General features: G+C 55.1%; 16 protein-coding genes and 3 tRNA genes. 7 read left to right on the forward strand and 12 right to left on the reverse strand.

The window, feature by feature from the left end:
• Positions 1-148: 148 nt before the first annotated feature.
• From lon to ABNH10_RS08670, 7 genes are all read right to left on the reverse strand, one after another.
• Positions 149-2,545: an endopeptidase La gene (gene lon, locus ABNH10_RS08640; RefSeq protein ID WP_349385561.1), complete on the reverse strand. Its 2,397-nt coding sequence runs from the start codon at positions 2,543-2,545 to the stop codon at positions 149-151.
• 55 nt (positions 2,546-2,600) lie between these two features.
• The gene (gene clpX / locus ABNH10_RS08645) at positions 2,601-3,881 is read right to left on the reverse strand and encodes an ATP-dependent Clp protease ATP-binding subunit ClpX (protein WP_349385562.1); all 1,281 of its coding nucleotides are present in this window, start codon (positions 3,879-3,881) and stop codon (positions 2,601-2,603) included.
• A 121-nt stretch (positions 3,882-4,002) separates the two neighbouring features.
• Positions 4,003-4,620: an ATP-dependent Clp endopeptidase proteolytic subunit ClpP gene (gene clpP / locus ABNH10_RS08650; RefSeq protein WP_502877124.1), complete on the reverse strand. Its 618-nt coding sequence runs from the start codon at positions 4,618-4,620 to the stop codon at positions 4,003-4,005.
• Positions 4,621-4,947: 327 nt separating this feature from the next.
• The gene (gene tig, locus ABNH10_RS08655; RefSeq protein WP_349385564.1) at positions 4,948-6,261 is read right to left on the reverse strand and encodes a trigger factor; all 1,314 of its coding nucleotides are present in this window, start codon (positions 6,259-6,261) and stop codon (positions 4,948-4,950) included.
• 180 nt (positions 6,262-6,441) lie between these two features.
• Positions 6,442-6,517, reverse strand: a tRNA-His gene (locus ABNH10_RS08660).
• Between the two features lie 27 nt (positions 6,518-6,544).
• Positions 6,545-6,621 (reverse strand) — tRNA-Arg (locus tag ABNH10_RS08665).
• Between the two features lie 26 nt (positions 6,622-6,647).
• A tRNA-Pro gene (locus tag ABNH10_RS08670) sits at positions 6,648-6,724 on the reverse strand.
• A gap of 243 nt (positions 6,725-6,967) precedes the next feature.
• Here ABNH10_RS08670 and folD point away from each other — a divergent pair.
• On the forward strand, positions 6,968-7,813 hold the full coding sequence (folD, locus tag ABNH10_RS08675; RefSeq protein ID WP_349385565.1) for a bifunctional methylenetetrahydrofolate dehydrogenase/methenyltetrahydrofolate cyclohydrolase FolD: 846 nt from the start codon (positions 6,968-6,970) through the stop codon (positions 7,811-7,813).
• A 181-nt stretch (positions 7,814-7,994) separates the two neighbouring features.
• On the opposite strand, the gene ABNH10_RS08680 is transcribed toward folD, so the two are convergent.
• The gene (locus ABNH10_RS08680) at positions 7,995-9,680 is read right to left on the reverse strand and encodes a glutamine--tRNA ligase/YqeY domain fusion protein (RefSeq protein WP_349385566.1); all 1,686 of its coding nucleotides are present in this window, start codon (positions 9,678-9,680) and stop codon (positions 7,995-7,997) included.
• 156 nt (positions 9,681-9,836) lie between these two features.
• Between ABNH10_RS08680 and ABNH10_RS08685 the strand changes: the two genes are divergently transcribed.
• The 3 genes from ABNH10_RS08685 to ABNH10_RS08695 are packed head-to-tail and all read left to right on the forward strand — an operon-like array spanning position 9,837 to position 11,694.
• On the forward strand, positions 9,837-10,334 hold the full coding sequence (locus ABNH10_RS08685; protein ID WP_349385567.1) for a peptidylprolyl isomerase: 498 nt from the start codon (positions 9,837-9,839) through the stop codon (positions 10,332-10,334).
• 5 nt (positions 10,335-10,339) lie between these two features.
• Positions 10,340-10,960: a peptidylprolyl isomerase gene (locus ABNH10_RS08690; RefSeq protein WP_349385568.1), complete on the forward strand. Its 621-nt coding sequence runs from the start codon at positions 10,340-10,342 to the stop codon at positions 10,958-10,960.
• 2 nt (positions 10,961-10,962) lie between these two features.
• Positions 10,963-11,694 (forward strand): UDP-2,3-diacylglucosamine diphosphatase, encoded by a 732-nt coding sequence (locus ABNH10_RS08695; RefSeq protein ID WP_349385569.1) that lies wholly within the window; start codon positions 10,963-10,965, stop codon positions 11,692-11,694.
• 112 nt (positions 11,695-11,806) lie between these two features.
• Here the strand turns inward: ABNH10_RS08695 and ABNH10_RS08700 are convergent, their stop codons facing one another.
• Entirely contained in the window at positions 11,807-12,421 is a 615-nt protein-coding gene (locus ABNH10_RS08700) for a MiaE family protein (RefSeq protein WP_349385570.1), read from the reverse strand.
• Between the two features lie 120 nt (positions 12,422-12,541).
• Between ABNH10_RS08700 and ABNH10_RS08705 the strand changes: the two genes are divergently transcribed.
• Both ABNH10_RS08705 and acnB read left to right on the forward strand, forming a co-directional pair.
• Positions 12,542-13,450, forward strand: a complete 909-nt coding sequence (locus ABNH10_RS08705; protein WP_349385571.1) for a lysophospholipid acyltransferase family protein — start codon at positions 12,542-12,544, stop codon at positions 13,448-13,450.
• A gap of 194 nt (positions 13,451-13,644) precedes the next feature.
• Positions 13,645-16,245 carry a bifunctional aconitate hydratase 2/2-methylisocitrate dehydratase gene (gene acnB / locus ABNH10_RS08710; RefSeq protein WP_349385572.1) on the forward strand — a complete coding sequence of 867 codons (2,601 nt, stop codon included), beginning with the start codon at positions 13,645-13,647 and terminating at the stop codon, positions 16,243-16,245.
• 150 nt (positions 16,246-16,395) lie between these two features.
• On the opposite strand, the gene hrpB is transcribed toward acnB, so the two are convergent.
• Positions 16,396-18,840, reverse strand: coding sequence for an ATP-dependent helicase HrpB (gene hrpB / locus ABNH10_RS08715; RefSeq protein ID WP_349385573.1), 2,445 nt, complete (start codon positions 18,838-18,840; stop codon positions 16,396-16,398).
• A gap of 140 nt (positions 18,841-18,980) precedes the next feature.
• On the opposite strand from hrpB, the gene ABNH10_RS08720 reads away from it, so the two are divergent.
• Positions 18,981-19,547, forward strand: a complete 567-nt coding sequence (locus tag ABNH10_RS08720) for a hypothetical protein (RefSeq protein ID WP_349385574.1) — start codon at positions 18,981-18,983, stop codon at positions 19,545-19,547.
• A 345-nt stretch (positions 19,548-19,892) separates the two neighbouring features.
• Here ABNH10_RS08720 and ABNH10_RS08725 read toward each other — a convergent pair whose 3' ends face one another.
• Together ABNH10_RS08725 and ABNH10_RS08730 are read right to left on the reverse strand one after the other, a co-directional pair.
• Positions 19,893-21,929, reverse strand: a complete 2,037-nt coding sequence (locus ABNH10_RS08725) for a transglutaminase TgpA family protein (protein ID WP_349385575.1) — start codon at positions 21,927-21,929, stop codon at positions 19,893-19,895.
• Positions 21,929-22,885, reverse strand: coding sequence for a DUF58 domain-containing protein (locus ABNH10_RS08730; protein ID WP_349385576.1), 957 nt, complete (start codon positions 22,883-22,885; stop codon positions 21,929-21,931). Before ABNH10_RS08730 ends, ABNH10_RS08725 begins: the two co-directional genes overlap by 1 nt.
• Positions 22,886-22,889 lie beyond the last annotated feature (4 nt).

The following is a 22,889-nucleotide window of genomic DNA, read 5'->3' on the forward strand; positions in this document are numbered from 1 at the left end:
GCGTGATGCACTCTCCTTATGCGAAGCCGCCTTTATACCACAACGGGTATCAGGGCCGTCAAGAAAGGAGGAGCACGATCTCACCCAAGTTAAAAATACTGAAAAACCATGCAGATCAACAATTTAAAAAGGTTAAAATGACGATCCGTCAATGTGTACTAGGACGTTTGTTACCTTCCTGGTTTTTCTCATCTGCCAGCGCTAAATCTTCTTCCTGTTCCGCTTCGGAAAGCGGGTTTGGTTGATGAGTCAGCGCCGCATCAAGTACCTGGTCAATCCATTTTACTGGTCGAATATCCAAGGACGCCTTGATATTGTCGGGGATCTCCTTGAGGTCCCTTTCATTTTCTTCCGGAATCAATACCGTCTTGATTCCACCGCGATGGGCAGCCAACAGTTTTTCTTTAAGGCCACCAATCGGGAGCACCTGCCCGCGCAGGGTAATTTCACCGGTCATGGCCACATCAGCACGCACAGGAATACCGGTCAACACAGACACCATAGCTGTACACATACCCACACCTGCACTGGGCCCGTCTTTCGGTGTTGCCCCTTCCGGCATATGCATGTGTAGGTCGTTGCAATCCAATGCCCGCCGACGAATGCCCAAGCTGCCCGCACGGCTTTTAACAACGGTCCAAGCTGCTTGAATAGATTCCTGCATCACATCGCCGAGTGAACCGGTAGAAATTACTCGCCCTTTGCCCGGAGTGGAAACGCTTTCGATGGTGAGTAATTCACCGCCCACTGAGGTCCATGCGAGGCCGGTTACTTGGCCGATCTGATCTTGCTCTTCGGCACGACCAAAGCTGAATTTACGCACACCGAGATAATGCTCAACCAGCTCTTCACTCATGGTGACAGTTTTCGTTTCACCAGTGAGCAAATGTTCTTTCACCACCTTGCGGCAAACCTTGCTAATTTCACGCTCAAGCCCGCGAACGCCCGCCTCACGGCTGTAATGACGAACGATGTACCGTAACACGGCTTCATCAAAAAGCAGCTCATCTTTTTTCAAGCCATTGTTTTTGATTTGCTTGGGGATCAGGTACTGGAGGGCAATATTGACCTTTTCTTCTTCTGTATATCCGGGCAGACGAATCACTTCCATCCGGTCCAGTAAGGGCGCCGGAATATTCATGGAATTGGATGTACAAATGAACAAGGTTTCGGACAGGTTGTAGTCCACTTCCAGGTAATGGTCACTGAACGTATCGTTCTGCTCAGGGTCCAAGACCTCAAGCAATGCCGATGCCGGATCACCCCGGTTGTCCATGCCCATTTTATCGACTTCATCGAACAAAAACAGAGGATTACGAACACCGACTTTCGAAAGTTTCTGAATTACCTTGCCGGGCAACGAGCCGATATAAGTGCGCCGATGACCACGAATTTCCGCCTCGTCACGAACGCCACCCAACGCCATGCGAACGAACTTTCGGTTGGTCGCACTGGCAATGGATTGGCCCAGTGAAGTTTTGCCGACACCTGGTGGACCGACCAAGCACAGAACGGGCCCTTTGACCTTGCCAACACGGCTCTGCACCGCCAGAAACTCCAGCACGCGGTCTTTCACATCTTCAAGGCCGTAATGATCACGGTCCAATACTTCTTTAGCGAAATTCAGATCATGACGAACCCGGCTGCGCTTTTTCCATGGCACCGAGGTCATCCAGTCAAGATAGCCACGCACCACAGTGGCTTCTGCCGACATCGGCGACATCATCTTGAGTTTGTTCAGCTCAGCTTGTGCCTTATCGCGGGCTTCTTTGGGCATGCCTGCACTATCAATTTTCTTTTCCAGATCGTCCAGGTCGTTACCGCTGTCTTCCAGATCTCCCAGTTCTTTCTGAATGGCTTTCATCTGTTCGTTCAGATAGTACTCGCGCTGGCTCTTCTCCATCTGTTTCTTAACACGACCACGAATGCGCTTTTCCACTTTCAGCACATCAATATCGGATTCCATCAGCGCAATCAGGTGTTCCACGCGCTCACGCACGTCTACCATTTCTAACACATCCTGCTTCTCTTCAAGCTTTAACTGCAGGTGTGCTGCAATGGTATCGGCTAAGCGGCTGACTTCGTCGATGGAAGAAACAGACCCAGTGACTTCCGGGGCCACTTTCTTGGAGAGTTTGACGTAATCCTCAAACTGCCCCTGCAACGACCGGGATAGGGCGTCCTGCTCATTCTCGTCGGGCAAATCTTCTTCAAGTTCACGGACATCCGCAATTGCACCTCCGTCGCCAAACTCGGCTTTACCTAGATGCGCACGCTGCCCCCCCTCAACCAGCACTTTAACAGTGCCATCGGGTAGCTTCAGCAACTGCAGAATAGTGGACACGGTGCCCACCCGATACACGTCATCCACGCCCGGATCATCATCGGAAGCATTGCGCTGGGCCACCAGCATGATCTGCTTATCAGCGGCCATTGCAGCTTCGAGAGCCGCGATAGATTTTTCCCTGCCAACAAACAGCGGGATTACCATGTGCGGATACACCACTACATCACGTAGCGGTAAAAGCGGAATATCTTTCAGCACGTATTGCCTCTATGACTTAGGTAGCAGCAGGACAGATCCGGGCCATGCCAAGATCTCAATCCGGCGCGACCTTGGAAGACTGCTCGTTGTTTTCGTAAATTAACAACGGTTCGGATTCACCTTTGATGGTGGGGCTATCAATAACTACCTTGGCCACACTCTCCATGGACGGCACTTGGTACATGGTATCGAGCAGCACACCCTCCAGAATGGAACGCAGACCCCGTGCACCGGTCTTCCTAATCATCGCCTTGTTGGCGATCGCCCGTAACGCGTCCTCTCGGAAGTCCAGTTCTACGCCTTCCATTTCGAACAGGCGAGCATACTGCTTGGTTAATGCATTACGCGGCTCGGTAAGGATCTGGATCAGAGCTTCTTCACTGAGTTCTTCCAAGGTGGCAATGACCGGTAGTCGACCAATAAATTCGGGAATCAGGCCGTACTTGACTAGATCTTCCGGCTCTACATCCACCAGCAGCTCACCCAAGTTGCGGGTGTTGTCCTTGCTCTTAACCTCGGCTGAGAAACCAATCCCCCCCTTTTCAGAACGCTCGCGAATCACCTTATCCAAACCGGCGAAGGCCCCGCCACAGATGAATAGCATATTGGAGGTATCGACCTGCAAGAATTCCTGTTGCGGATGCTTGCGGCCCCCCTGGGGTGGTACCGAAGCGACAGTACCTTCGATCAGCTTGAGCAATGCCTGCTGCACACCCTCCCCGCTCACATCACGGGTGATTGACGGGTTATCCGACTTGCGGGAAATCTTGTCGATTTCATCAATATAAACAATGCCACGCTGGGCTTTGTCCACGTCGTAGTCACATTTCTGCAGCAGTTTCTGGATAATATTTTCCACATCCTCGCCGACATACCCGGCTTCAGTGAGGGTGGTGGCATCGGCAATGGTGAACGGTACATTCAGTAAACGCGCCAATGTTTCAGCCAGCAGTGTCTTACCGCTACCGGTAGGGCCGATAAGCAAAATATTACTCTTTCCAAGCTCAACTTCGTCACGACCTTTACCACCACTGCGCAAACGCTTGTAGTGGTTATATACCGCCACGGCAAGCACCTTCTTGGCGCGCTCTTGGCCAATCACGTATTCGTCAAGGGTGTCTTTTATTTCGTTGGGCTTAGGCAGGCGTTCGCCACCATTATCGCTGGTGTCTTCCTGCACTTCCTCGCGGATAATGTCGTTACACAGATCCACGCATTCATCGCAGATAAAGACCGAGGGCCCCGCAATCAATTTGCGGACCTCATGCTGGCTTTTGCCGCAGAATGAGCAATACAGCAGTTTGCCGTCGTCGCCCTTGCCAGTGGAATCGGTCATCGAATTGCCTCTAAACCTGTGTATTTGCTTTGAAGATGCAGGGTCGCCCAGGGTTTTTCAAGCCCGCCGAGCTGCTCTGCTGTTCCGTTAGGACACTTTTTGTACGAACAAGCCCTGTTTATTAAACAGGACGCTGGCTCAACACCGCGTCAATGATGCCGTATTCCTTCGCTTCATCGGCACTCATGAAATTGTCACGGTCAGTGTCTTTTTCCAGCTGCTCAATCGGCTGGCCGGTGTGATGAGCCAGCAAGCTGTTGAGCTGGCCTTTGATCTTAAGGATTTCCTTGGCGTGAATTTCTATATCCGACGCCTGCCCCTGAAAGCCTCCCAGCGGCTGATGAATCATCACCCGCGCATTGGGCAGCGCAAAACGCTTGCCAGCGGCACCTGCAGTAAGCAAAAAGGCCCCCATACTGGCCGCCTGGCCAACACACATGGTAGACACATCCGGCTTGATGAACTGCATGGTGTCATAGATGGACATGCCCGCCGTCACCGAGCCGCCCGGGCTGTTGATGTACAGATGAATATCTTTGTCAGGGTTCTCGGATTCCAGAAATAACATCTGTGCCACAATCAGGTTAGCCATGTGGTCTTCCACTTGGCCGATCATGAAGATCACCCGTTCTTTCAGAAGGCGGGAGTAGATATCGAAAGAACGTTCCCCACGGGCGGTCTGCTCGATTACCACCGGCACCAAACCCAGATTGGTCGGGTCTTTGATGAGCTGGCTCATTTCCGGAGTAAGCGAATTAATACGGCTCAAGTCGATCATGTAGCGCTTTCCTTCTCGTTGATCATCCGTGGACGTTCTCAACTGTTTATTAATGCCGGCAGTCAACACCTGGCATGTGCCCTAGACTGTCTTGGGGGCCGAAAGGCCGGAATACAAGACAATTAAAACAAATAGGTCTTCAAGCATCTTATGACGACACCAGAGGGGCGTCTATAAAAGTGGGTGGCAGAGGGGTTCAAGTGCACAATTCTTGCGCAAATTGCGCATAAATAACGCAAAATGGGACCCGAAGGCCCCATTTTGAATGGTCAAACCGAAGATTTTAAATCAATCTTCCGCTTGCTCACGCGGCTTCACCGCATCTTGGTAGGCCATGACTTTTTCTTCAACTTTAGCGCCTTCCAGCACCAGATCAACAACCTGCTCTTCCAGAACCGCGCCTTCAATTTGCTGCAGTTGCTGCGGATTGCTGTAAACCCAGCTCACCACTTCTTCCGGTTTTTCGTACTGTTCGGCAATCTCTTCCACCCGAGCTTTTACCTTATCAGCATCGGCCTTGATTTCGTTTTTGTCGATAATCGAGCGAACAACCAGACCCAACCGCACGGAACGCTCAGCCTGCTCTTTGAACAAATCGTCAGGCAGAATGGAAGGATCGAACTGCTGGCCGCCACCGAACTGCTGCATCATCTGCTGACGCATACGCTGAATTTCCTGGGTTACCAACGCGCCCGGCAGGTCAAACTCGTGCAGGTTAACCAAGCCGTCCATGGCCTGCTCTTTCACCTTGCTGGTGATGGCATTTTTGAGCTCGCGCTCCATATTCTTGCGCACTTCAGCCTTGAACTTGGTTTCGTCACCATCGTCAACACCAAAGCCTTTCATGAATTCGGCGTCCACTTCCGGCCGAGCCTTGCCTTCTACCTTGTTAACCTTGATCTGAAACACAACGGACTGACCCTTTAGATCTTCGGACTGGTAGTCTTCTGGGAAAGTCACATCAATTTCTTTCTCATCGCCGGCTTTCATGCCAACAATGCCATCTTCAAAACCCGGGATCATTTGACCAGAGCCCAGCTCCAAATTCTGGCCTTCAGCGGTCCCGCCTTCAAAAGCTTCACCGTCTTTCAGGCCTTTGAAATCGATATTAACGCGATCACCGGTTTCGCTGGCCCGATCCACATCCGCAAACTCGGCACGCTGCTGACGCAGCGTTTCGATCATGGTATCGACATCGGCATCGGTTACGTCAGACTTGGGCTTCGTGACCTCAATAGTGTCGAATGCTGCCAATTCCACTTCCGGGTACACATCGAAGGTGGCAACGAACTCAAGATCCTTGCCTGTTTCATTGGTGGTGGCTTCGAAACCTGGCATGCCTGCGGGCTGCAGTTTTTCCTGCTCAACCGCTTCAATGAAAGCTTCGCGCATGACATCGGCCAGCACTTCGTTACGCACAGCCCCGCCAAAGCGACGCTTTACTTCACGCATGGGGACTTTACCCGGGCGGAATCCGTCCAGACGGATTGTTTTCTGGGCTTCCTGCAGCTTGCCCTCTACTGCCGCATCCACTTTTTCCGCGGGTACACCCACCGTCACACGGCGCTCAAGACCTGAAGTCGTTTCAACAGAAACCTGCATAACATCCTCTTTAAAAAAAGACTTTTATCTCTGCCCGCCGCCGAAATAACGCGAAGACGGCCTAATGAAGGGCGCAGATTATAATCAAAGAGAGCTTCTCTGCCTACAGCTTGCCTGTAGCGCAGCACCTGAAGCCCATACGAAAAAGCCTCCAAGGATCGATCCCGGAGGCTTTTAATATGGGGTGACTGATGGGGCTCGAACCCACGACCGCCGGAATCACAATCCGGAGCTCTACCAACTGAGCTACAATCACCATAAAACTGTTTGCTTTCTACCTGCCTGGCGCGCCTGGCAGGACTCGAACCTGCAACCGACGGCTTAGAAGGCCGTTGCTCTATCCGGTTGAGCTACAGGCGCTTGCAGATTACCGCCATCAAGCCAACTGGTCGGGGTGGAGGGATTCGAACCCCCGACATCCTGCTCCCAAAGCAGGCGCGCTACCAGGCTGCGCTACACCCCGTCTCTTAAAGCTGCGTCAGTGACTAAGCTCGAAAGCGAGGCGCGCATAATACTCGGCACCCCCATGAGCGTCAACGGTATTTGATGCAAAAAATCCCTAACGCTCAGATTTTAGACAACTTTTGCGAACAGAGCCTGCACATGCGAGAATCGCGCCGTTCAGGCTACCCCCTTGGCAGGCTGAGATAATCGTCGTCACCTTGCCAGGCCCCCTACTGTTGTCAATTTCAGAGAGACCGCCCACATGACTGCCCAGATTCTTGATGGCAAAACCTTGGCCCAGCAGTTTGAACAGGAGATGCGCCTGCGTGTCGACACCCTGAAAACCAAGGCCAACGGCAACACGCCGATTCTTGCCACCATTCTGGTGGGTGCCGACCCGGCATCTGCTACCTATGTAAAGATGAAAGGCAACGCCTGCCAGCGTGTCGGAATGGAATCAGTCGCCATCGAACTGAGCGCAGAAACCACCACCGCACAGTTACTGGCCAAAATTGATGAGCTGAATAACAACCGGGATGTGCATGGCATTCTGCTTCAACATCCAGTGCCGGCTCAGATTGATGAACGCGCTTGTTTCGACGCTATCAGTCTGGAGAAGGATGTAGACGGTGTGACCTGCCTGGGCTTTGGTCGCATGAGCATGGGGGAGGCAGCCTATGGCTGTGCAACGCCTAAGGGCATCATGCGCTTACTAGAGCACTATCAAGTCGAACTGGAAGGTAAACATGCGGTGGTGGTGGGCCGCAGTGCCATTTTGGGTAAGCCCATGGCCATGATGATGCTAGAAGCTAATGCTACAGTCACTATTTGCCACAGTCGTACTCAAAACCTGCCCGAGCTGGTCAAGCAAGCGGACATCGTGGTGGGCGCAGTAGGTAAACCAGAATTCATCAAAGCAGACTGGATAAAAGATGGAGCCGTAGTCGTGGACGCCGGCTTCCACCCGGAACGGTGCGGAGACATCGAGCTGGCACCACTGGTTGATCGCGTAGCCGCCTACACTCCCGTCCCCGGCGGTGTTGGGCCCATGACCATCAACACACTGATTTTCCAGACCCTGCAATCCGGCGAGAAAGCCTTCGGCTAAGCGCAACGGGGGGCCGGCAGCGCCCCCCCCTTCTCTCTTCTGCATTCTCTTTTCTTCCCCCCCCCGCCTAGCCAACACTCTCACACTTTTATTGCATGAAATTTATCCTGTTCGGGAGCGGACATAAAAAACCGCACCCTATTCAGGTACGGTTTTGTCTAAAGCAGCCCCTCACCTGAGCTCAGGCTTCCTTAGGCCAAGATTCGCGCAGACCCACCGTCTGGTTGAACACCAACCGGTTCTCGGTACTGTCCTGATCCACACAAAAATACCCTTCCCGTTCAAATTGATAACGAGTCTCAGCCAAGGCACCACGAAGCCCCGGTTCTACCAAGCAACCCTCCAGAACGGTCAGAGAGTCTGGGTTGATGTGTGACAGAAAAGTCTGCCCTTCTTCTAATGCCTTGTTGGGGTTGGCGACACTGAATAGGCGATCATATAAACGCACTTCGCAAGGCAACGCTTTATCCGCACTCACCCAGTGAATGACGCCACGCATTTTACCCTGCCCCTCTGCATTCTCCGGGTTTTTACCCAAAGTGTCGGGGTCATAGGTGCAACGCACCTCCACGATTTCACCCTGATCGTCACGCACCACATCCGTGGCTCGAACTACATAGCCATAACGCAAACGCACCCGATCACCCAACACCAACCGTTTGAATTTTTTATTGGCCTCCTCTCTGAAGTCTTCGCGATCAATGTACACCACGCGTGTCATGGGCACCTCTCGGGTGCCTCTGGCCTCATTCTGTGGATGAACCGGAGCCACCAGAACTTCCTCCTTACCTGCCTCCCAATTCTCGATTACCACTTTTAGCGGGTTCATTACACACATGGCTCGGGGGGCGTGCTGATTAAGATCGTCTCGAATTGCCGCTTCAAGCATGGCCATATCGACCACAGAATCCGCGCGACTAACGCCCACAGATTCACAGAAAGTACGAATGGAGGTAGGCGTATAGCCCCGGCGGCGTAGCCCAGAGATAGTCGGCATGCGCGGATCATTCCAACCGTTTACATGCCCTTCATCCACCAATTGCTTGAGTTTACGCTTGCTGGTTAGCGTGTAATTCAGGTTCAGGCGGGCAAATTCGTATTGCCGGGGAGCGGCCGTCACTGACGTGTTTTCTACCACCCAGTCATAAAAGGGGCGGTGATCTTCAAATTCCAGAGTGCACAAACTGTGTGTAATGCCTTCGATAGCATCAGACAACGGGTGCGTAAAATCATACATGGGATAGATCACCCACTTGTCACCGGTCTGGTGGTGAGTCTTTTTGCGGATACGATAGAGAATCGGGTCACGCAGGCTGATATTCGGGCTCTGCATATCGATTTTTGCGCGCAGCACCGCCTCACCCTCGTCTAATTTGTTGTCGCGCATCTGCTCGAACAGCGCCAAATTCTCCTCCACCAATCGCTCACGATAGGGGCTGGGCTTGCCCGGAGTAGTAAAATTACCCCTGTATTCAGCAATCTCTGACGGGCTCAAGCTATCGACATAAGCCAGCCCTTTTTGGATCAGGCCCACCGCCAGATCATAAAGCTGATCGAAGTAGTTACTGGCAAAACGTTCTTGGCCGCTCCACTGATAACCCAGCCACTGCACATCCTGCTTGATGGACTGGATGTACTCGTCCTCTTCTTTCTCCGGGTTGGTATCGTCAAAGCGCAGATTACAGCTGCCGCCATAGCTTTCCGCGATACCGAAGTTAAGGCAGATAGATTTTGCATGGCCGATATGCAGGTAACCATTGGGCTCCGGCGGAAAACGGGTCGCTACTTGACCGTCATTTTTACCTTCTGCAAGGTCACGGTCGATGATCTGTCTGATAAAATTGCTTGGCGCTTTCGTTTCGCTCATTGCCTGGGCCAGTCCGGATAGAGATACGGTAAATGGGTACGGTGAAAATGAAGGTGCGCTAGTGTACTGTAGCCCCCCCAACAGTCAAAGACTCAGGATCCTCCTGCACGCAAAATAGGCGTTAACGGACGGTCCCACTCCTGCGGAGAAACATCAATGAAAGTGTTGCTGACAACAACTTACGGCAAAATCACCCTGCAGCTGGACGCAGAGAACGCGCCGGGAACCACTGAAAATTTCGTACAATACGTTAAAGAAGGCCATTTTGATGGCACCATCTTCCACCGCGTTATCAGCAACTTCATGATCCAGGGCGGCGGCTTCAGCGAAGACATGCAGCAAAAACCGACTCGCGCTTCGATTAAGAATGAAGCGGGCAACGGTCTGTCCAACAAAGCCGGTACCATTGCCATGGCCCGTACACCGGATCCGCACTCCGCATCCGCGCAGTTCTTCATTAACGTGGCAGACAATCATTTTTTAGATAAGGAACGCAGCCAGGATGGCTGGGGTTATGCCGTATTCGGCGCCGTCTCCGATGGCATGGATGTGGTGGAAAAAATTCGCAACGTTGCCACCGGCAGTAAAGGCGGCCATCAGGATGTACCGTTAGAACCGGTACTGATCGAATCCGCCGAGCTGATCGAGGACTAATAGCCATGCGCCTTGCCGCTGCCCTGTTCGCCCTGCTTCCTGGTCTGTTGCTGGCTAATCCAGTGGTCCGTCTAGATACTACCGCCGGCCCGGTGACCATTGAACTGTACGAAGACAAAGCCCCAAAAAGCGTCGCCAACTTTCTTCAGTATGTCGATAGTGGCTTCTACGACGGCACCCAATTTCACCGCGTTATCCGCGGGTTCATGATTCAGGGTGGCGGCTTTGACCAGAGCAGCCAGCGCAAGGCCACGCGCGCGCCTATTCAGAATGAGGCCGACAACGGCCTCAAGAACAAGCGCGGCACCTTGGCCATGGCCCGCACTGGCAACCCACACTCCGCCACTGCCCAGTTTTTCGTGAATCTGGTCGATAATCGCAGCCTGGATTTCACCGGCAAAAACAGCCGAGGCTGGGGCTATGCGGTTTTTGGTGCAGTCACCGAAGGCATGAATGTGGTCGACAATATCGCCCGGGAACGTACCACCAGCCAGCGCCTTAACGGCATGATGGCCCGAGACGTTCCGGAAGTACCTATTTTGATCACCAAGGCCTACCGCCTTGATGGCGACAGCAGGGCCGCCGACAAGGAACAGCCGACAAGCGAAGAGAAGGATACTCAATAGTCATGAGTTACACCCTTTTCATCTCTGATTTGCATCTTGATCCAGCCCGCCCCGAGCATCTGCAAGGCCTGAAAAACCTGCTCACGCAACACGCCGGTAAAGCCGATGCACTCTATGTTCTGGGCGACCTGTTCGAGGCATGGATCGGCGACGATGACGATACTGCGTTCAATCTCGACGCCATCGCCGCCTTTAGCCAATTTTCCGACAGCGGCAGCAAGCTCTACTTTATGCACGGCAACCGGGACTTCATGCTCGGCAACGATTTCGCCGCTGCCTGCGGCGGCGCCCTGCTGGATGAAGGCACCGTAGTGGATCTCTACGGCACCGCCGCCATTCTCATGCACGGCGACAGCCTGTGCACCCTGGACAACGCCTATCAGCAGTTCCGCACCATGGCACGCAACCCCCAGTGGCAACAGGGAATGCTTGCCAAACCGCTGGAAGAACGGCGCATGATCGCCCAAGGCATGCGCATGCAAAGCCAGGGCAACAACGCCAACAAGGCGGAAAACATCATGGATGTCACCCCTGAAGAAGTGGTTCGGGAGATGCAGGAGGCCGGCGTTCAACACCTGATCCACGGCCATACTCACCGCCCGAACGTGCACGACGTCACCCTGCCTGAGGGGACCGGCAAGCGCTGGGTATTGGGGGACTGGGGTGAGCTTGGCTGGCAGATTGTGGCGGACAGTAAAACTGGGCTAACACTGGAAAGCTTTGAGATTAGTTGAGCGTTAACCGCTGCGTGAAACAGCTTGTTGTAAGATGAAACGCGAGAGGCCGTACCCACTCTTTGGACACGGCCTCTTACATTTCAAAATGATCACAGCAAAATCGCAAATTTTAGCTGTCAACGGCCCTAGGCACTCCCGAATGAAACCGGAATTCGAAATCCGGCGACTCCACCAGCTCCCGTTCCACCCCTTTGAAAAACGCCACTCGCTGTTCGATCGGCGCGTCGGCGTATTGCTCAGCCAGCTTCAGGTAATCTTCGAAGTGCCGCGACTCACTTTTCAACAGGTACCGGTAGTATCGTCCCAGCTCCTCGTCCACATGCGGTGCCAGCGCGGCAAAGCGCTCACAACTGCGCGCCTCAATTAACGAACCCACAATCATGGTATCCACCAGCCGCCCGGGTTCAGACGTACGTATATGCTGGCGTAACCCCTTGGCATAACGCGCTGGCGTCATATGATCGTACTGCACTCCACGCGCCCGCATCAGCTGCACCACCTGTTCGAAGTGCAGCAATTCCTCGCGGGCCAGTTGGCTCAGCTTATCCAGTAGTTCAGGGCGATCCACATAGCGGAACATCAAATTAATCGCTGTGCTGGCTGCTTTCTTTTCGCAATGGGCATGGTCAATCAACAGGATGTCCGGGTGTTGTAATGCCCAGTCGATCCAAGCCGGCGGTGTGGCACAGGAAAGAAAATTGCGGATATGGGAAATGTCGTGCATGGGAATCTCGCTGGCTCAGGGTAACCCATCCGCAGACAGGCGCCGGCATTATAGCGTTTTTGTGCGTAATCTCATCCGCACCGCTGGTGCTTGGCCGCCGCGCCCGTATACTGTCGCGCCATGGGCAGAAAAACACATCCACGGGTACAGCGGGCAAAAGGACAGGCAGCTATCATCGCATTGCGATTGCTGGGGAGCCTGCCCTTTTCCATCAATCGGGCTATCGCCACCGCCGTCGGTACTTTGCTTGCCTGGTTGCCCACTCAGGCATTCAAAGTCAGCAAGACCAATTTGGCGCACTGCTACCCAACTCTCTCCAATGCAGAACACACCCGGCTCGCCCGCGAGTCTTTAGTGGAAAGCGCCAAGAACACCTTCGAAATCGCCCTGCTCTGGCGGCATCCCGCCCAGGGCCTATCACGGGTGGTGTCTGTGCAGGGCGATGCCCCGCTGCGACAAGCGGTACAAGACGGCAAGCCCATCATGATCCTGGCGCCACACTTGGGCTGCTGGGAAGTACTGAATTTTTGGCTCGCCACCGAATTTGGCCTGCACGCCATGTTTGCCCCTTCCGGCCTGCCGGAAGTGGATAGTCTTGTCCGCAGTGGCCGTGAGCATTTTGGATCAACCATGTACCCCACCACGGCCCGTGGCGTTGCGGGCTTGGTGCGGGCCATGAAAAAAGGCGCCCTGACTGCCATCCTCCCCGATCAAGTTCCCGACCGCCGCAGTGGTCGTCACGCCCCGTTTTATGGACACCCGGCCTATACCGGCACCTTGGCATGCAAGTTGGTTCGCCAGACCGGAGCAGTCACCTTTATGGCTTGGGCGCGCCGCTTGCCTGGCACACAAGGCTACGAAATCCGCATCCGCCCGGCCGACACCGCGGTGGCCGATGACGACCTTGATACCGCTCTCAAGGCAATGAATCGTTCCATCGAAAATCTGATAGACGAATACCCCAGCCAGTACCTGTGGAGTTACAAGCGCTTCCGTCGACCACCGCCCGATACCGACTCACCCTATTAATACTGCCGCCGATAATCACAACCCCATGCTTTCAGTGATTATGAGTATTCACGTCATGAATGGCTGCAATCAGGGTTTGGCTTAACAATTGATGCCTGTTCCGCTATACTCCGCGCGCAATTCCAACCCCCAGTTACACCCTAAAAGACTGATTTCCAAAAGAAATTAGCAAAGACGACGATGAGGGAAACGCTGTGCTAGAAGCCTATCGCAAACATGTAGAAGAGCGCGCCGCTGAAGGTGTACCGCCGAAGCCGCTTACCGAACAGCAGGTTGCCGACCTGGTAGAACTGCTGAAAAACCCGCCGGCTGGCGAAGAAGAGTTTATCCAGGACCTGTTCGTAAACCGCGTTCCGCCGGGTGTGGATCAGGCCGCCTATGTCAAGGCCGCTTTCCTAACCGCGATTGTGAAAGGTAAAGCCAGCTCCCCTCTTATTGATAAGAAGCGTGCCGTGCAGCTGCTGGGCACCATGCAGGGTGGCTACAACGTTGCCCCGCTGATCGAAGCACTGGACGATGCCGAGCTGGTTGATGAAGCCGCCGAGCAACTCAAGCACACCCTGTTGGTTTTCGATGCGTTCCACGATGTGGAAGATAAAATGAAAGCCGGCAATGCCAAGGCCAAGGAAATAATTGAGTCTTGGGCAGAAGGCGAATGGTTCACCAAGCGTGCCGACCTGCCCGAAAAAATGACCTTGTCTGTATTCAAGGTTACCGGTGAAACCAACACTGACGACCTGTCCCCCGCACAGGACGCATGGAGCCGCCCGGATATTCCTCTGCACGGCAACGCCATGTTAAAAAATGCCCGCGAAGGCATCACTCCGGAAAAAGACGGCGAAATCGGCCCGCTGACCCAAATGGACGAGCTGAAGAAAAAAGGCTATCCGGTTGCCTACGTGGGCGACGTTGTGGGCACCGGTTCTTCCCGCAAGTCCGCGACCAACTCTGTGCTGTGGCACTTTGGTGATGACATCCCGTTTGTACCGAACAAGCGCGCTGGCGGCGTCTGCATCGGCGGCAAAATCGCTCCGATCTTCTTCAACACCATGGAAGATTCCGGCGCCCTGCCCTTCGAGTGCGATGTGGAAAAAATGAATACCGGTGACGTAATCGACGTTTACCCCTTCGAAGGCAAGGTAGAAAAAGACGGCGAAGTCATCGCTGAATTCGATCTGCGTTCACAGGTCCTGCTGGACGAAGTACGCGCCGGCGGCCGTATCAACCTGATCATCGGTCGCGGCCTGACCACGAAGGCGCGCGAAGCCCTCGGCCTGGCACCTTCCGAGTTGTTCCGTAAGCCGGAACAGCCTGGCGATTCCGACAAGGGCTTCACTCTGGCTCAAAAAATGGTCGGCAAAGCTTGCGGCATGGACGGTGTTCGCCCCGGTATGTACTGCGAGCCGAAGATGACCACCGTTGGCTCCCAGGATACCACTGGCCCAATGACCCGTGACGAGCTGAAAGATCTGGCTTGCCTGGGCTTCCAGGCCGACCTGGTAATGCAATCTTTCTGCCACACCGCCGCTTACCCCAAGCCGGTTGACGTGGAAACGCAGCACACCCTGCCTGACTTCATCATGAACCGTGGCGGTGTTTCCTTGCGTCCGGGCGACGGCATCATCCACTCCTGGCTGAACCGCATGCTACTGCCGGATACCGTGGGTACCGGTGGTGACTCCCACACTCGTTTCCCCATGGGTATCTCGTTCCCGGCCGGGTCCGGCCTGGTTGCGTTCGCCGCGGCCACTGGCGTTATGCCGCTGGACATGCCGGAGTCGGTGCTGGTTCGCTTCAAGGGTAAACGCCAGCCCGGCATCACCCTGCGTGACCTGGTACACGCCATTCCAATGCAGGCGATCAAAGATGGCCACTTAACCGTTGCAAAAGCAGGTAAAGTTAACGTCTTCTCCGGTCGCGTACTGGAAATTGAAGGCTTGGATGATCTGACCGTTGAACAAGCGTTCGAACTGTCTGATGCGTCCGCCGAGCGTTCCGCTGCTGGCTGTACCATCACTCTGTCCGAAGACAGCGTGACCGAGTACTTGAAGTCCAACATCACCATGCTCAAGTGGATGATCGCCAATGGCTACGGCGATGCACGCACCATCGAACGCCGTATTCAGGGCATGGAAGAGTGGCTGGCAAACCCGAGCCTAATGCGTGCCGATGCCGATGCCGAGTACCACACCGTCATCGAAATCGACATGGACCAGATCAGCGAGCCGGTACTGTGCTGCCCGAACGACCCAGACGATGCTAAAACTCTGTCTGAAGTCGCGGGTGCCAAAATCGATGAGGTCTTCATCGGTTCTTGCATGACCAACATCGGTCATTTCCGCGCCGCCGGTAAGCTGCTGCAGAAAGTGGAAAGCGGCACCATGCCGACCCGTCTGTGGATCGCTCCGCCAACCAAGATGGATCAGCACCAGCTTACCGAAGAAGGCTACTACAACATCTTCGGTAGCGCCGGTGCCCGCACCGAGATGCCGGGCTGCTCCCTCTGTATGGGTAACCAGGCTCGCATCGCGCCGAAGTCCACTGCGGTATCCACCTCCACCCGTAATTTCCCGAACCGTCTGGGTCAGGGTGCAGATGTGTACCTGGCATCCGCTGAGCTGGCGTCTGTGGCGTCTATCCTCGGCAAGCTGCCCAGCAAGGAAGAGTACATGGAGTATGCGAACACCATCGACTCCATGTCCTCCGAGATCTACCGCTACCTTAACTTCGACCAAATGGCCGAATACCAGGAAGTGGCAGACACCGTGAAGATCCCGGTTGCCCAGTCCGTATAACGACGACTGACTAACCGTTTCACGGAACACAAATAAGCCCGACTGCGAAGCCGGGCTTTTTTGTGTCTACTTATCAATGGTGACACCAGAGATTTCGTAACCCAACAAGGCCATGGCCGTAAGCCGACACCCTACGCAAAGTCAGAGCCGCTATTGTCCCAGCCGTCGTTTGGTAAGACCGGTGGCCTGGGCATCCAGCGGATTCTCAGGCCACGGGTGTTTGGGGTAACGCCCGCGCAGATCCTTGCGCACCGCTGCATAGTTTTCGGTCCAGAACCGCGCCAGATTATCGGTAATGGCCGCCGGGCGGCCCGCCGGCGTAAGCAGGTGCACCGTAATCGACAGGGCGCCACCAGCCAGTGCCGGTAGCGTTTTCAAGCCAAACAGTTCCTGCAGTTTAGCGGCCAGCACCACCTGCTCGCCGGTATAATCCAGCCGCACACTGCGCCCGGTGGGAATCAGCACACTCTCCGGCATGTCCTGTTTCAGTTGGCGCTGCTGCTCCAGAGTTAAAAGGCTTGACAGTGCCGCGCCCAGCGGCAGTTTTTTCAGGTCTGCCGCACTGCGCATTCCTGCTAGATACGGCGCTAACCACTGTTCCAAATCAGACAACAATCCGGCCTCACTCACATCCGGCCATTGCCCATCGGGCTGCACGCAGGCCAAACGAACAACCCGTGCCTGCCATTGCCGCCAGGACTCGTCCCAAGGCAGCACAGCCAGCCCCAGCTGACGAATACCGGCTAACAGCCCGGTTATCCGTTGCTGGCTATCCAGCGACGCCAACGTCTGACTTTGCAGCACCAGATTACCCAGCATCCGCTCACGGCGACCGCTCACACGCTGCTTCTTTGCATCCCAGCCGACCTGTTCTCGCCACACCCCATGCTCTTCCAGGGCAGCCTCGACTTCGGCTTCTGTCAGTGGCCAGGCAAGGCGAATACGCGCGTCTTTAGGTTGACCATCGGTATCCATCACCAGCAGCCATTCCGTGCCCTGCAAACTGTCACTGTCGTGTAGAAAAAGGCCGGGGCCATCGGCCATTTGATAACGTCCTCGACCACCGCTACGCCGGCGACTGATCTGTAACGGATACACCGAGGCCAACAACGTCCCCATCGCATCACGCCAGCGCTGCTGGGGGTGGCCGTTATTGGTTTTCAGGCGCCGCGCCTCGGCCAGTACTGCCCCAAAACGCTGAGGCTGATTTTCCAGAGCGTCCAGCCGTCGCCGCAAATCCACTCCCTCGCCAGGGAGAATATCCCGCTCGGACAGCAGCGCAACCAGCCGAGCCGCGGACTCCGCCAATCCGGCTTCGCCTGCAACAATCAATAGTGATGCCAGTGACGGGTCCACCGGCAGCTGCGCGATGGCCTCTCCTCGTGAGGTCAGCGAGCCATTTTCGTCCAAAGCACCCGCGCTTTGCAGGCGCTGCACCGCACTGTCCCAGGCCGCCTGAGGCGGCACATCCAGCCATGGCATTTGTTGCGGTTCACGACAACCCCAGCGAGCCAAATCCAGCACCAGACGATCGAGACCCACGCGCTGAATTTCTGGCAACTGATAACGTGCCAACACCTCCGCCTCCCCCCACAAACGCACACTGTGGCCAGGCCCCAAACGCCCGGCCCGACCACTGCGCTGACGGGCATTGGCCTCACTGATGCGGCGGGTCACCAGCCGACTGCGGTGCCTTGCCGGATCATAAACCGGCTCACGGGCAAACCCGCTGTCAATCACATGGGTCACCCCCTCAATGGTCAGGCTGGTTTCCGCCACATTGGTGGTCAGCACAATTAACCGCGGTTCCGTGGCCGCAAGCGCCAACACCTGCTGTTGCCTATCCAACGACAGGCCTCCGTGGAGTGACGTGATTGGCGTAGTACAGCCGCACTGGTGTAACTGGTTGGCAACCCTGCGCATCTCCCCCTGACCCGGCAGAAAGACCAGCATCACGCCAGCGGTGCCAACCAGCGCCATGACTTGCTCGGCACAATGATCCCGCCAATCCTGGCGGGCAGAACCAGGCACATAGGACACCGTTACCGGGTAGCTTTGCCCTTCGCTGCGTATCACCGACGCTCCAAGCAAATTTTGCAGCGGCCCGCAGTCCAAAGTGGCAGACATCACCAGCAAGCCCAAGTCCGCACGGAATACCTCACAGGTCTCCAACATCAGCGCCAGACCAAGATCCGCATTCAGTGACCGCTCATGGAATTCATCAAAGATGACCAGGCTGACACCGGGCAGTTCCGGGTCATTGAGTAACATGCGCGTGAGTACGCCTTCAGTGACCACTTCCAGGCGGGTATGTGCACTTACCTGGGTGTCAGTACGGGTGCGATAGCCGACGGATCGCCCCACGGGTTCACCCCGTTGAGAGGCCATAAAGGTGGCCACTGAGCGTGCAGCCACTCGACGCGGCTCCAGCATCAGGATTTTGCCGTTGGCTCCCCACTCGCTGTCCAGTAACGCCAGCGGCACACGGGTGGACTTCCCGGCACCTGGTGGCGCTTCAAGAATGGCGCGAGTGTCCGTTTTTAACGCTTTTAAAAGCGGCTCAATCGCGTTGTCTACCGGAAAAACTCTCGCCATTCGTTACATCCGCCCTCGTTTCGCCGTGACCGCCGTCAGGCTGCCGCTTTTTGTCACACGCTAATACGTGTAACAAACAAAACCTATGCTATATTCTGTTGGTATAACCAATAATTAATAACTACGTTAGATAGTGATTTATGCTGAATGATTTGGGGATTCCTGAGCATCTAATCTGGAAACTGAACCAGTTTGACAACCATAAGCGGGCGGTCAATTTTATCAAACAGTTCCAGGACACGCTGTGTGTTTACAGTGCGCCGGTACAGCAGCTTTACACCAACTACGAGATCTCGCTGCCGGATGGCGATGATCGTTCGATGATTATTTTGCCCGACCCCTACGCATACCATGACACCTTCAACGGCATTAGCGACCATAGTGTGCATGCCAGTGGGATGTACATTGTACCGGGGGATTTATTTGGCAAAGAGGGGTTATTTCTGACCCTGCGGCTACTGAAGTACGGCAAACGTGTTATCAGGCCTGTGCCGTTGAAAGTTGGCCTGTGGGCACTGATAAAAAAAGGAACTAACGAGATTCCATTCCTCCCGGTAATTACTAAAGGCGATTTACGGGCATTTCGGAAGGACTCCCCCTGCTTGCACCTCCACCGCATTCAACCGTCAAAGCTGGCTCATCGCTCTCCGATGGAGGTAAAAGCCATCCAGAAAGTGATCCGCGATAAGCTTAAAGTATATATGTAAGAAAGCCCAAGGCGTGAGGTGTGTCAGGCCTTGGGCTTTCTGTTTCCTGCGTTTGATCGCAAAAAAAGCAGCGCCTGAATGTAATACTCCAAGCCGCTGCAAGCTCGCCTCCAAGCCGCAATCCCAGCTTTCCTGGCTCACGCAGATGAGTTGATCCGTTCCATGAACCCATGATCCAACCCCGCTCTCAAGCGGTGCCAATTCATCCCGGAACAATTGAATTCAAGGGGGGGGGGGGCACTCTGTCCGTTCCAGCGTTTTCTTGTAATTTACCGTGCGCATTTTTCGTTTCCTGCACACTCCGAAGTAACCGTGAAACGAACACCACCGCCTCCGGCCAGCACACTAGATCAATAATTTACATAACCGATTTCGCAGGCCACGCAAATGGCGCATTTGCTGTTTGCCGGGTTTTTGCTGCGGATCGTACAGCGAACGTTGGTAGTAACGGGCCCAGTCATGCGCCGGACCGGCGGCCCGAGGCCAGCGTTCCGCAATGGATTCAGCCAACAATGAAGGGGTTAACCCAGGTGACAACCTCAACCCTCGCCCCTGAACATGTTGATATAGATGCCAGAATTCCTTTTCCATTGAAGATTGACGATGCGTCGGAGTACGCCAAAACAGATACAGGCCATACACCCCCAGCAACAACGCAATAGACACCATCAACGTTACGGCCAACCGTAGGGGCGTGACCTGCCCAAGCAACTTGCCGAGTACAGACAGTTGTAACTGGCTGTCATAGCCAAGCACCCAGGTCTGCCAGCGAAAATCCACATAATCTGCCCACTCACGCATGGCCCCCAACAAACCACTGCCAGCAAAAGCATCCAATTCAATCCCGCTCAGCCCCGCCCCGGATTGCTCATCTTCAAGAGCCGCCCTCAACCCGCGCTCCACCCGCTCCGGCGCCACCGCTCCGGTTGGGTCTACCCGCACCCATCCTTGCTCCTCCAGCCAGACCTCGCTCCAGGCATGGGCATCGTACTGGCGAACCAGTAAGTGAGACCCCAGGCTATTCTGTTCCCCGCCTTGGTAGCCCACCACCACCCGAGCAGGAATGCCCGCAGCCCGCATAAGGAAAGTAAAGCTGGAAGCATAGTGCTCACAGAAGCCCTTGCGCGAACGGAACAAGAAATCGTCGATGGGATCGGCCACCAGTTTTGGCGGCCGCAGGGTGTAGTGGAAAGGTTGCTGACGAAAGTAGGCAAGAGCCTGCTGCACCACTGCCGTATCTGAGTCGCTATCCAGACGCCACCGTTGAGCCAGCCCTCGAGCCCGGCGACCGCTGTCATCCGGAATCGACAGCATCAACGCTTCTTCCTGGGGCGCCAATGGCAGCCGACGGGTCGCCGCTGGCACACTGACCACCCGGTAGCGCTGTCGCTGACTGACCGGGCTATTTGACACCAGTCGCATATCCCGGGCCAAACTAACCCCCTCGTCACTCACGAAAGGGACCGGCATGGCAAACAGCCAACGGCGCTGGGTGGGCTCGACAATCACTTGGTAGGCGTAACTATTGCCGTCGCTACGTCCAGCGGTAAGCGCCGTCATCCAGTCCGGCTTATTCCCGCCGCCACGATACAGGTAGCTCTCTTTGTCCATGCCTTTGGGAATAGCCTGCTGCCAGGCGCGGCCATCAAAATAGCTCAGCGTGAGCCCCCGCCAGTAGCGTTGCGCCGGGGGCGGCATCTCGCCCTCAAAGGCCACCCGGAACGCCAGGGCAGACGATTCTGATAGTTCACTAATCTGCCCCGGCGCCATGCTGTCTGTCATCCCGGTGCGGGCTTTACCGTTGCCCACCTGCATATTCCACAATGGGGCCACCCTGGGCACCAGCACAAACAGAATCAGCATCAACGGTATCGCCTGGGCCATAATCACCCCGGCACGTTTAAGATGCTGTAGCCCACTGGCACGGGTATCGCTGTGATTAATCCCCGCCAAGCACGCGGTGAGCAGCACCATGCACAACAGTACGTAGAGAAACATCAGTGGGCTTTGCGAAAAGAGCAACGACGTGGCGCAGACAAAGAAACCCAACACCAGCAACACATAGGCATCGCGCTGGCTCACTACCTCTAGGTATTTGAGCCCGAACAACGACACCAGCAAGGCAACCCCCGCTTCCGGTCCGTAAAGGCGGCCAAAGCTATAAAAGGTGAGCGCCACCGCTCCCATCAACAACAGGCTGCGAATAATACGACCGGGCAGTGCCATCCGTTGCCGATTCACCAGTGCGCGAATCACCACCACCAGCGCAAACAAACCGCTCTGCCAAAGTGGGCCTTTGACTAGCTGGGGTAACGCACAGAACGTCACTGCAAGCGTTAGCCAGAGCCGGGTATGGGAAGGAACCTGGTAAATGCGTGCCATCAGAACTCCGGATAACAGGCCAGCGCATCCAGCAAGTGGCAGCGGTGCATATCGCCGGTGTCCGGTGCCAATGTCAGCCCCGGCAGCAGCAATCCATAGGGCTGATGTTGCCGGTCCAGTTCAAGCACCCAATGGCACAAAATGGAAAGCCGTTGTTCATCCCCCAAGCCTTCCAGCTTGTCCCAGCGCAGCCAGAGTCGACCGCCCACAGGCTCTTCGAACAGCTTGGTATTCAGGCCTCTGCCACGGGCATAGCCTTTCCAGTCGATCTTGCGCAGGGAATCACCGGGAACGTAACGGCGCAGCCCCTGAAACTCTTCGTTACCGGTCTGGCCCCTAGTGAAGGCTCTCTGATTATTCTTGCCGCCATCCGCCGGGCAGTCTTCACTCTCCTGCGGTCGCGGCCAGGCAAGACAATAATGGTCCAGCGTCACATAGGACCAAGTGCGTAACAAACCCAGAGGAAACCGGCTTTCCACTTTTAACCGTGGCGCGGTTGTTTTACCCCGCCGTGCCAGAAACAAATTCAACCACAGGCTTTCCTCCTCCCCTGCCATCACGCTGACCTGCTGAGCATCCTGCCCCGGCCAGCGCAGCCAAACACAATAATGGGCTCGCTGCTCGGCGAACAACACCACTTCCAGCGCCCCTTCTTCGCCACTGAAACCGGACTCTGCCGTGCCATTGCGCAAGCCAAGGGCCGAGAGATTGCGAAAGGTATGGAGGATGGCAACCAGAAACAAACTCGCCATTAAAAACGACAGTGCCAAGATCAAGTTGTTTTCATAATTAATGCCACCAATAAACAATAGCCCCGCCACCAACAAATAGAAGAAACCGTAACCGGTAGGAAAAATAAAAATGCGTTTCTGGTTCAGCACGATCTGGCGGGCAGCGGGCAAACGGCGCATCAACCACCGTTCATACAGTCCACGCACTCCCGGGGGAAACTTCACCGCG

The sequence above is a fragment of the Alcanivorax sp. genome, assembly GCF_040119285.1.
GTDB lineage: Bacteria > Pseudomonadota > Gammaproteobacteria > Pseudomonadales > Alcanivoracaceae > Alcanivorax.